10 protein-coding genes are annotated in these 10,509 nt (G+C 67.8%); all 10 read right to left on the bottom strand.

Going from position 1 to position 10,509, the window contains the following annotated elements:
* Window positions 1–65 precede the first annotated feature (65 nt).
* Window positions 66–1,337 (bottom strand): ArgE/DapE family deacylase, encoded by a 1,272-nt coding sequence (locus GDIA_RS04515; protein ID WP_012553424.1) that lies wholly within the window; start codon window positions 1,335–1,337, stop codon window positions 66–68.
* 157 nt (window positions 1,338–1,494) lie between these two features.
* A complete protein-coding gene (locus GDIA_RS04520) occupies window positions 1,495–2,217 on the bottom strand; it encodes an amino acid ABC transporter ATP-binding protein (protein WP_012553425.1) in 723 nt (240 codons plus the stop codon).
* The gene (locus GDIA_RS04525; protein WP_012553426.1) at window positions 2,214–5,096 is read right to left on the bottom strand and encodes an FAD-dependent oxidoreductase; all 2,883 of its coding nucleotides are present in this window, start codon (window positions 5,094–5,096) and stop codon (window positions 2,214–2,216) included. Before GDIA_RS04525 ends, GDIA_RS04520 begins: the two co-directional genes overlap by 4 nt.
* Window positions 5,096–5,827, bottom strand: a complete 732-nt coding sequence (locus GDIA_RS04530) for an amino acid ABC transporter permease (protein WP_012553427.1) — start codon at window positions 5,825–5,827, stop codon at window positions 5,096–5,098. Before GDIA_RS04530 ends, GDIA_RS04525 begins: the two co-directional genes overlap by 1 nt.
* A gap of 17 nt (window positions 5,828–5,844) precedes the next feature.
* Window positions 5,845–6,690: a transporter substrate-binding domain-containing protein gene (locus tag GDIA_RS04535; RefSeq protein WP_012553428.1), complete on the bottom strand. Its 846-nt coding sequence runs from the start codon at window positions 6,688–6,690 to the stop codon at window positions 5,845–5,847.
* Window positions 6,687–7,574 (bottom strand): dihydrodipicolinate synthase family protein, encoded by an 888-nt coding sequence (locus GDIA_RS04540; RefSeq protein WP_012553429.1) that lies wholly within the window; start codon window positions 7,572–7,574, stop codon window positions 6,687–6,689. The genes GDIA_RS04535 and GDIA_RS04540 overlap by 4 nt, the downstream gene beginning before the upstream one ends.
* 34 nt (window positions 7,575–7,608) lie before the next feature.
* The gene (locus GDIA_RS04545) at window positions 7,609–8,331 is read right to left on the bottom strand and encodes an amino acid ABC transporter ATP-binding protein (RefSeq protein ID WP_012553430.1); all 723 of its coding nucleotides are present in this window, start codon (window positions 8,329–8,331) and stop codon (window positions 7,609–7,611) included.
* Window positions 8,318–8,971, bottom strand: coding sequence for an amino acid ABC transporter permease (locus tag GDIA_RS04550; protein WP_012553431.1), 654 nt, complete (start codon window positions 8,969–8,971; stop codon window positions 8,318–8,320). The genes GDIA_RS04545 and GDIA_RS04550 overlap by 14 nt, the downstream gene beginning before the upstream one ends.
* Complete coding sequence (locus GDIA_RS04555; protein WP_012553432.1) at window positions 8,968–9,627, bottom strand: amino acid ABC transporter permease; 660 nt, start codon at window positions 9,625–9,627, stop codon at window positions 8,968–8,970. The genes GDIA_RS04550 and GDIA_RS04555 overlap by 4 nt, the downstream gene beginning before the upstream one ends.
* On the bottom strand, window positions 9,624–10,469 hold the full coding sequence (locus GDIA_RS04560; RefSeq protein WP_012553433.1) for a transporter substrate-binding domain-containing protein: 846 nt from the start codon (window positions 10,467–10,469) through the stop codon (window positions 9,624–9,626). Before GDIA_RS04560 ends, GDIA_RS04555 begins: the two co-directional genes overlap by 4 nt.
* Window positions 10,470–10,509 lie beyond the last annotated feature (40 nt).

Genomic DNA, 10,509 nt, shown 5'->3' on the forward strand with positions numbered 1-10,509 from the left:
TCGGTCCATCCCGCTCCGGGGGACCCGCGTTGCAGGCGGTTAAGGGTATTTTCGGATCGTTTTCGTTATGATTGTGTGCCGGGGCGACCCAGCAGCCGCCACAGGGCGATCGCCACGACTTTCGTCGCCCGGCGCATGTCTTCCAGCACCACATGTTCGTCTGCCCGATGGCCGTTGGCGTCCTGGAGGCGACGCGGCCCCGCCCCGTACAGGACGGTCGGGCATCCGGCATTGCTGTACAGGCGGGCGTCCGTGAACAGGGGCATGCCCTCTGCCGGAATCCGCTCGCCGATCACGGTTTCGGCCGCATCCTGAAGCGCCGCGACCAGAGGGGCCTGCCGGCTTTCGGGCACCAGCGGAAGCGCCAGAAGATGGCGGCGTACGGCGCAGGTCACTCCCTCTACCGTCACGGCCCGGACGATGATGTCGCGCAGTTCCCGCTCCACCTCATCCGCATCCTCGTCCGGCATGATCCGCCGCTCCATCCGGAACGTCGCCTGTTCCGGCACGACGTTCGCGGCCACGCCGCCGTTGATGGTACCGATGACCAGCGTCGGCGCACCGATACCGGGAATTATGGACGGCCGGGCAGCCAGTGCGTCACGATGGGCGTATAGCGCCACCATCACGCCACAGGCCGCCTGGATGGCGTCACAGCCGGTGTCGGGCCATGCGGAGTGCGCCGATTTTCCCGTGAACGTCACATCGAGTTGCAGGCTGCCCTTATGCGCGATCATCACCCCGTAGGTGAACCCGGCGCTGATGACATAATCCGGGCGGGTCAGCCCCTGTTCCAGCAGCCGACCAGGTCCCGCGCTGCCCCCGGTTTCCTCGTCGTAGGTGAAATGCAGTTCCACCTGCCCTTGCAGGCCCTCGGCATGGGCGTTCAGGGCCCGGAGGGCAAAGGCGAAGGTCGCGAAATCGGATTTCGAGACTGCCGCCCCCCGTCCGTACAGGCGACCCTCTTCGATCACACCGGCATAGGGATCGTGCGTCCATCCGCCTCCCGGCGGCACCACGTCACCATGGGCGTTCAGGGCGACGACCGGGCCGTCCCCGTTTCCGAAGTGCTGCCTGATAATCAGGTTCGTGGCGCTGCGCAGGCCGCTCCGCTCCAGGACATCCGGGGGCACCACGTCCCGTTCCACTACAAACCCCAGCGTCTCCAGGCGTTCAGTGGCAAAACGGCCGTGCGGCGCGCAATCCCCTGGCGGATTGTCCGACGGCACGCGCACCAGGTCGCGCAGGAATGCCACCTGCAGCGTATCGAAATCGCGGTCGACGGTTCGTTCGATCCCGTCGCTCGGAATTTTTTCATCACTCAGGGTCGCAGACATCGGCCGCCCTTTCGCTCGGATACGCATCACGGTCTTCGTTCTATATGCGATTTGTATACCGTTCGAATTCAATCGTAAAGCGAAACAATGGGCGTTCGGCTTTTTATGAATCCTTTCCTGTGACGGTCCTGCGGTCAGGTGCCCGACGGGCGCCGTTTCAGTGCGCGCTGCTCAGGAACGCCTGCGCCCGCGGGCTGCACCGGCCGGCGAAGAAATCCTTTGAAGAACAGTCATCAACGATCTCGCCCCGGTCCACGAACAGGATCCGGTCCGCGACCTGGCGGGCAAATCCCATTTCATGGGTCACGCACATCATGGTCATGCCTTCGCGCGCCAGCTCGCTCATCACGGCCAGCACCTCGCCGACCATCTCGGGATCGAGCGCCGAGGTCGGTTCGTCGAACAGCATGATCGAAGGACGCATCGCCAGCGCCCGCGCGATCGCCACGCGCTGCTGCTGTCCGCCGGACAGGGCGATCGGATATTTCATTGCGTGCTGCGCCAGCCCGACGCGTTCCAGCAGGCGCATGCTGTCCTCGCGCACCTCCTGGGCGGGACGTTTCTGCACCAGCCGCGGGGACAGCATGACATTGTCCAGAATCGTCAGGTGGGAAAAGAGTTCGAAGCTCTGGAACACCATGCCCGCCTTCGCACGCAGCGCCTGCAGGCTGACGTCGGGCGACCGGACGGCGATCCCGTCGACCAGGATCTGACCGCCCTCGAAGGGTTCCAGCGCGTTGACGCATTTGATCAGCGTCGATTTCCCCGAGCCCGAAGGCCCGCAGATCACGACCACCTCTCCTCGGCGAATGGTTGCCGAACAGCCATTGAGGACGCGAAATCCGCCATAGGATTTCGTCACGTTGTCCAGAACGATCATGCGCTGCCTCCATGAAAGCGCCGGGGGGAGAAGACGTCGAGGTCCGCGCGCTGCCTGATGCCAAGGACCATGTCGGCGACGCTGCGCCCCATGGCGGGCGCCAGCGTGACGCCGTTGGCCGTGACGGCATTGTAGAATCCGGGCACGCCCGGGCTTTCGCCGAGGATCGGCGCCCCGTCGATATCGATGTTCATGGCCGCCCAGCTCCGCACCACGTGCACGCTGCCCAGCGCCGGCACCAGCCTGCGCGCGACCCACAAATTGCCTTCCAGACTGTCTCGCAACGGGCGCGGATGACCATGCACGGGATCCAGTCCGGCGCTCCATCCTCCGCCAATCAGCAACGTACCATTGGCGGCCTGCTTGAGCGTCAGGTGACGGCTGGCGTGGGCCAGCAACGAACCGACCAGCGGAGCCACCGGTTCGGTCACCACCATCTGCAGCGGTGCACCGAAGACCGGCAGGCGATGGCCGACCAGGCCCGCGACCTCGCCAGCATAGGCACCGGCCGCGTTCACCACCGCGCCCGTCGACCAGGCGTGACCGTCCGCGACAACGCGGAATCCGTTCGTCTCGCGCGTGATCGCCGCGACGGGCGATAATGGCCGGATGGTGACGCCCGCCTCCCTCGCCCGCGCCATCACCGCCAGCGACGCCGCCATCGGATTGATCTTGCCTTCCTCGGAGCAATAGGCGCCCCCGGGGAACCCCGTACCCAGTGCCGGCTCGATCGCGCGCAGTTCATGGCTGTCGACCATGCGCGAGGCCACACCCAGCGACTGCTCGACGGCGACTTTCGCCCGCAGCCGCGTCATGTCGGCCTCGTTTTCGGCCACGGCCAGACCGCCACATACCTTGATTTCCAGGTCCCGGTCGAAAAACGGCACCATGGATTGCCACATGCCGATTGCTTCCCGCTGCAGGGCCAACGTCCGCGCCGGCAGGGACGGCCCGTCCACTCCGGCGCTGTCGTCGAAGGCCATGAGCTGGGCATGCAGGCTGCCGGCATTGCCGCCCGACGCCAGGGCACCGGGGCGTCCGCGCTCCAGCACCACGACGCGACGCCCGGCCTGCGCGAGGAACAGCGCGGCGAACAGGCCCACGATCCCCGCGCCGATCACCACCACGTCCGCCACCTGCGCGTTGCCCAACACCGGGGCCGCGACGCCCCCTTCCGGCAGCGCGGAAGGGATTTCCACGCGCCGGTGTCCCCGCCATTCGGGCTTTTCCACCGCCAGCGCGGCCAGCGGGATCGGGCGCAGCGGCATCTGCGGCGCGGTGAAATCCATCTCGCCGGCCGGGGCGGGCAGCAGCGCGGCGAGCACGGGCTGGCAGAACCGTCCCTGGCATCGACCCATTCCGGCCCGTGTCGCCCGCTTCAGCGTCGCGATGTCCTGCGCCCCGTCCCGCGCGCATTGTGCGCGGATCCTGGCCGCCGACAGGGCCTCGCAACGGCACAGGACGGTGTCGTCCGTCGGTTCCGGCAGGTCCGCGACCGGGGCGTAGAGACGCCACAGCAGGCCCTGGAAATGCTCGCCGCGCCGGAAAAGCCGCCGCGCCGCACGGCTCTCCGCCGCAGGCGCCTTCTTTCCGAACAGGGCCAGAAGACGCCCGGCGCACAGCGCGCCCTGCGCCTGCGCCAGCGCCGCGCCGCCGAACCGCCCGGCCTCGCCGATGATCGAGACGTCGGCCTGATCGGTCATTCCGTCCGGCCGCCGCCCCGCCTCGGGATGCGGTACCGGCCAGCCGGAGACGGAATGGGCACAGCCAAGCAGGCGGGCCAGTTCGTTGGCCGGCACAAACCCGTCCCCCAGGCACACCGCGTCCGCCTCCAGTTGGTGCTCACGCCCGTCCGGTCCGGCGATGATCGCGACCTGCGCCCGCTCCGCCCCTTCGATGCGGACCAGGCGACTGGCCCAGAGCACGGGCACGCTGGCGGCCTTCAGCCGGGACAGGTGCCGTCCGCCGGCCGCAGCCAGCGACGGGGAAGCGACGCTCAGGCGCACGGCCAGCGCGGGGCGTGTCCAGGGGGGAGGCGCGGCCTCGACCAGCGCCACGACCGATGCCCCCCGCCCGGTCAGTTCGGCGGCCAGTTGCACGTTCAGCGGCCCGTTCCCGGCGATCACGATCCGGCCCGGCAAGGGCGTGTCATAGGCCCGGAGCATGGTCTGCGCCGCGCCGGTGGTCATCACGCCGGGCAGGGTCCATCCGGGACGCGGGCGCGGCGCCTCCTGCGCCCCGGTCGCGATGACGACATGGCGCGGCCGGATGTACTCGGCCCGCCCGTGTCGCAGGATACCGACACGCAGTTCCGCCCCCTCGCGAAAAGCCCCCCAGACCAGCGTGTCGGTCCAGATCCGCGCGCCACTGTCCTTCAGCGCCGCGATGGCCTCGCTGCCTTTCAGCGCCTGCCTGTCGGAGGGTCGGCCGCCGACCGCGTTCTGCTTGAAATATTGCCCACCGGGTTCATGCCGTTCGTCCACCACCAGCACGTCCAGTCCGCCGGCCGCCATCAGACGGCCCGCCACGATCCCCGCCGGCCCGGCCCCGACGACCAGCACGTCGCACCGTTCCTCGCCGATCGCATCGGGCTGCATGCCCAGCGACATGGCGTCCGCCGCATCCGGCACGGCCCTTGCGCGCCGCACGTCCATGCCTGCCTTCACCGTCGTCATGCAGCCGCGCTGGGACAAACGCCCGTCGATTTCCAGCAGGCAGTCGTGACAGGCACCGATCCCACACAGCGGGCCGCGTCCCGTGCCGTCAGGCGCCGTACGATGGGCGACGACGCCATGCATCACCAGCGCGGCCGTCACGCTCTGTCCCGGCCGGGCCGCCAGATCCTGCCCTTCGAACCGGAAAGCGATCCCGCCTTCCATCACCGCGCGTCCCGGCTTGCAGCAGCCATGTCCGGCAGGTCGGCGCCCCCCGCCGACGACAGGCGACGATAGGGCCGTTCGGCATGCCGTTCGATACGGCGTTGCAGGAAATCCCACGCCGTCGTCATGAAAAGATAATACAGGGCCGCGACCGAAAAGAGTTCCAGCACCATGAACTGGTCCTGCACCAGGATCTGGCTGCGCTGCATCAGCTCTTCCATGGAAATGACCGACGTGACGCTGGTCGTCTTCAGAAGGCCGTTCACGGAATTGCCCAGCGGCGGGATGATCAGGCGGAACGCCTGCGGAAAGGCGATACGGCTGGAAATCTGCCATTCATCCATGCCAAGCGCACGCGCGGCCGCGATCTGGCCCGGCGGCACGGCATTCAGCCCGGCCCGGATGATTTCGGCCAGGTAGGCCGCTTCGTTAAGGCTGAGGCCGATTACCGCGCAGGCCGTCACGCTCAGGCGAATATCCAGTTTCGGCAGGCCCGCATAGATCACGACAAGCTGCACCAGAAGCGGCGTGCCACGAAACAGCCAGACATAGAAGCGCGCCGGCACCGACAGCACCCGATGACGCGACCGCTTCATGACCGCCAGCGCCAGCCCCAGCAGACAGCCGAACACCATCGCCGCGAAGGTCATCCACAACGTGACCAGCGCGCCGCGAAAGATGTACGGGCTTGTAAGGTAAGTGAAGAAACCGTGCCAGTTCCAGACCTGCATGTCGGATGCCCTGTCGTTCAGTAGCGGTCGGAGAGACAGCCGGGACCGGACGCCTCGATCCTGCCGGGAATCGGGGAAACACCATACGGCGCCATGATCCGTTCGAGCGTACCATCGGCCTGCATCGCGTTCAGGACGCCGGCGACCCGGTCCGCCAGGGCGGCGTCGCGCAACGCCAGCGCCACGGGCGTGGGATAGAGGCCATGCAGGTCCCTGCGGACGCCGCCCTGCGCCACCCCCCGCTGCGCCACGGCATCGATCGAGAAGACGGCGAACACCTGGTGCGCGCGCAGCGCCGCGAAGGCGATGCCCACATTCTGGAACGTCTTGATATCCAGACCCGGTTTCCCCGCCTGCCGCAAAGCGCGGTCGATCTCGCGGGCGTGGCGTTCCTCGATCCCCCCCATCTCGACGCCGAGCGACCGGCCCGCCAGGTCGTCGACGGTACGCACGACCACAGGCGCGTCATCCGCCACGCTCAGGCTGATGGCCTGGATCTCGTATGGTACCATGTCCATCAACGCCGCCCGCTGGCGGGTATAGAACATGCCGGTATCGATCACGTCCCACCGCTTTTCCAGCAGCCCCAGCGTCAGTTGCGCGAAGGATGTGGAAAGAAAGGCAGGCTCCAGACAGAGCCTGCGCGCGATTTCCTGTCCCAGCACGATCCGCATGCCCGACAGATTGCCGTCCACGCTCATATATTGCAGCGGCGGAAGGGTCGGGTTCGTCGCCATCGTCAGACGTGCCGGCGCGACAAGTCCGGGCACCACCGGGCATGGCGCCGCGTGGCAGGGGGCGACCGCCACCAGCAACGGAAACGCCATCCAGGCACGGACACGGATCTGTCGCGGCACCTTCATGCCTCGACGAAACGCAGGTCGAGGTCGCGTACGATCTCGAGCGCCTGCGCATCCTGCGCGGCCGGCAGGGGCAGGCGCGGCGGACGCGGCGCCCCCACGTCGAATCCCATATGCTTCAGCAGCGCCTTCGATCCCGCCACATACCCGCCGCCGCCCACGAAGCGGATCAGCGGCACATGGCGCCGGTAGATCTCGCGCGCCGCGCCGATATCGCGGAAGCCGTCGCACAGGGCGAAGATCTGGCTCATGGCGTGGGGCGCCACGTTCGATGCCACGGCGACCCATCCGACGGCGCCTTCGAGAAAACTTTCGAACCCCATGATGCCACCGAATACGGTCATCCGGTCCCCGCACAGGCGGATGATGTCCCGCACGCGCGTGACATCCATCGTCGATTCCTTGATCAGGCGGCAATTGTCGATGGTGCCCAGCCGCGCCACCAGTTCGGGCAACAGGTCCACATTGGCGGTCGCAGGATTGTTGTAGAGCATGATCGGCAGGCCGATCGCATCCGAAACGCGACGATAATGGACGAACAGTTCGTCATCGGTCGGCGTCGAATAGAACGGCGGGATGATCATCACGCCGTCCGCCCCCAGCGATTCGGCCTCCCGGCTGTAGCGGATGACGTCATCCGTATTCTCGGCGCCCGTTCCAATGAAGACCGGAACCCGCCCCGCGGCCTGGCCGATCACCGTCTCGGCGACCAGTGTCCGTTCATCGTCGGTCAGCGACAGGAATTCGCCCGTCGAGCCCAGGGGGATCAGTCCGCGAATGCCCTGCGCGATCTGCCAGTCGGTAAAGCGCCGCAGCGCCGGTACGTCGACGCGGCCACGCCCGTCGAAGGGCGTGATCATGACGGTATAGGTTCCTCGAAATTCCACGATATTTCCTTTCCTGCCCTGCCAGAACCACACCCTAGCGATGGGCGTTCATGAAGGCCGCGATCGACGGCTCGGCCGCCGGCTGTTCCCCGGCGCCAACGGCGCGGACCCGCCCGTCTTCCAGCAGCACGATGCGGTCGGACAGCGCGGCCACGGAGTCCATGCCGTGCGAGACCTGGACGATCGTCATCCCCGCCCTTGCCAGGTCCCGCAGCAGGGCCGTCACCTCGGACACCAGACGGGGATCGAGGGCCGATGTCGGCTCGTCCAGCAGCAGCAGGTGCGGCCGGGTCATCAGCGCGCGCGCTATCGCCACGCGTTGCTTCTGCCCGCCCGACAGGCGCGACGGCAGAACGTCGGCCTTGTCCGCCAGGCCCAGCATGCGCAACTGGTTCCGTGCCGTCTCCTCGGCCTCGGCACGGGGGCGCCCGGCCACGACGGTCGGCGCCAGCGTCAGGTTGCGCAGGACCGACATATGGTCGAACAGGCCGAACTGCTGGAAGACGATCGCCGCACGGGCGCGCAACGCACGGGGGGCGGACGGGGCGGTCATGTCGATCGCGGCGCCGTCCAGCGTCAGCAGCCCGCTGACGACGGGCTGCAGCCCGATCAGCGCCCGCAGCAATGTGCTCTTCCCCGAACCGGACGGGCCGATCAGGCTGACGATTTCCCCCCGCCCGACCTGCAGCCCGACATCGCGAAGAATGGCGTGCGTGCCATGGCGAACGGTCACGCCGCGCAGGTCAAGATAGGGCAAGGCGTTTCTCCAGCATGCGGCTGAGGCGGGTCAGCGGATAGGACAGGGCGAAATACAGGCCGAGCACGGCCAGGAAGACCTGTATCGTCGGCAGCCCGCGATTCGACAGGATGACCCCCGCCTGGTTCAGTTCCAGCACCCCGACCTGCGAGGCCAGGGCCGTATCCTTGATGAAGAGCACCAGGTAGCCGACGGCCGGCGGGACGATCACCGGCAGCGCCTGCGGCACGATCACGTGGCGCCACCGCGCCAGCAGCGGCAGGTTCAGCGTGACGGCGGCCTCGACCTGATCGGTCGGAACGGACCGGAGCCCACCATGGACGATCTCCGCAATATATCCGGTGGCGATCATCCCGATGGCCCAGATCGCCACCGTCCGTTCCGAAACGTCCAGCCCAGCCACGCCGGTCAGGAAGAACACGATATAAAGGGTCACGATGAACGGGACGCGCCGGACCACCTGCACATATCCCGCAGCCAGGAAGCGCGCGGGCGCGAACACCGGCCCCCGCGCCATCCGCAGGCATGCCAGTGCGGTGCCGCCGGCCAGCCCGGCCAGCCCGCCCGCGACGGACAGCACCACCGTCATCCAGAGGGCACGCGCCAGCAGCGCGACGTCGTAATGGGAAAACGCCATCATGCCGCGGCCTCGAACAGCCTGCGCCCCAGGGCGAACAGCCCCGTGAGGGCGACGGACAGCAGCGCATACAGCACCCCGGCCACCAGCATCACCTCCAGAATACGGAAGGTGGTCGACCCGACATCGTACGCGCGCCCCGTCAGATCTTCGACCCCGAAGATGGACGCCATCGAACTGCCTAGGATCATGATCTGGAAATGATTGGCCAGCGCCGGCGCCATCGTCTGCAGCGCATGGGGAAAGATGACGCGCATATAGGCCTGCCGCCGGGTCAGCCCCAGCGAAGCCGCCGCATCGTGATAAAGCGGGGGCACCCGGCCCAGCCCCGTCGTCACGATATCCGCCAGGTAGGCCGCCGCGTTCAGCGCCATGCCGATGAAGACCGACGCGAATGGAGACACCATGACCCCCAGCAGCGGCAGGCAGTAGAAGATCGCGAAGATCTGCGAAAGCTGCGGCGTGTTGGTCATGATCGTGCTGTAGATCGTGCTGAACCGCTGCCCCGCCTTCGGCCCCTCGGCGCGCAGGACCGCAAGGCCACCCGCCAGCAGAAGGCCGGCACCAAAGGACGCGACGGACAGAAGAACCGTCGTCGCGGCGCCCCCCAGCAGGAACGGCAGGCGTTGCAGGACCGGCTGGAAATGCAGCGCCGTCATGGACGTCCCTCCGCCGGGGTGGCCATGGACACGCCGAACCAGCGACGATAGGCGGCCTGGATTGTTCCATCCCGCTTCAGGTCGGCCAGCGTCCCGTCGACCACGCGCAGAAGATCGGTGTCGGACTGGGCGACGCCCACGCAATCCTCGCCCGCGGCGGGGGCGAAGCCGCGCTGGATCGTCCATCCGGCCTGGGGTTCGGCCGCCAGAAACCGGCCGACATATTCGATGACGTCCACCATGGCGTCACCCCGCCCCTGGGCCAGGGCGCGCACGGCATCCGGATAGCTGCCCAGCAGAAGGATCGGTGCCTTCGGCGCATGCGTCCGCAGGAACGGCACCGCCGTGGAACCCCGGACCTCGACCATCCGCACCCGTCCGGACGCCAGGTCGTCCAGCCCCCCCACCCTGGATACCGCCGGGGCGATGATGGCGAATTCCTCGGCATAGAGCGGCGCCGAGAACGCAATGGCGGCCGCGCGTTCAGGCGTGCGGGTCAGCCCACCTAGCACCACGTCCACCTTGCCCGCCATCAGGTAGGGAATGCGCCCGCTCGACGATACCGGAACCAAACGGGGCGACACCCCCAGCCGCGCCGCCAGCGCGGTTCCGACATCCACGTCGAATCCCTCGATCACGTTGCGCGAATCATATGCCGCCAGCGGCGGAAGCGCCGGGTTGACACCGATATTCAGATGACCGCTGGCGCGGATATCGGCCAGCGCCCGCGCCTGGGCGCCCTGGCCGATGCACAGCGGCAAGAGCGACAGGACGCAGCCGGCCAGAATCCCGCCCACTTTCCGCGCGCCGGAACGCACCCCGGCAGCCTTTGGCCGCGACATGCGGAAAACGCGCCCCGGTCGGCCGACACTGCGCATTTTC

Origin of the sequence: Gluconacetobacter diazotrophicus PA1 5 (genome assembly GCF_000021325.1) — a bacterium.
In the GTDB taxonomy this organism is placed as follows: domain Bacteria; phylum Pseudomonadota; class Alphaproteobacteria; order Acetobacterales; family Acetobacteraceae; genus Gluconacetobacter; species Gluconacetobacter diazotrophicus.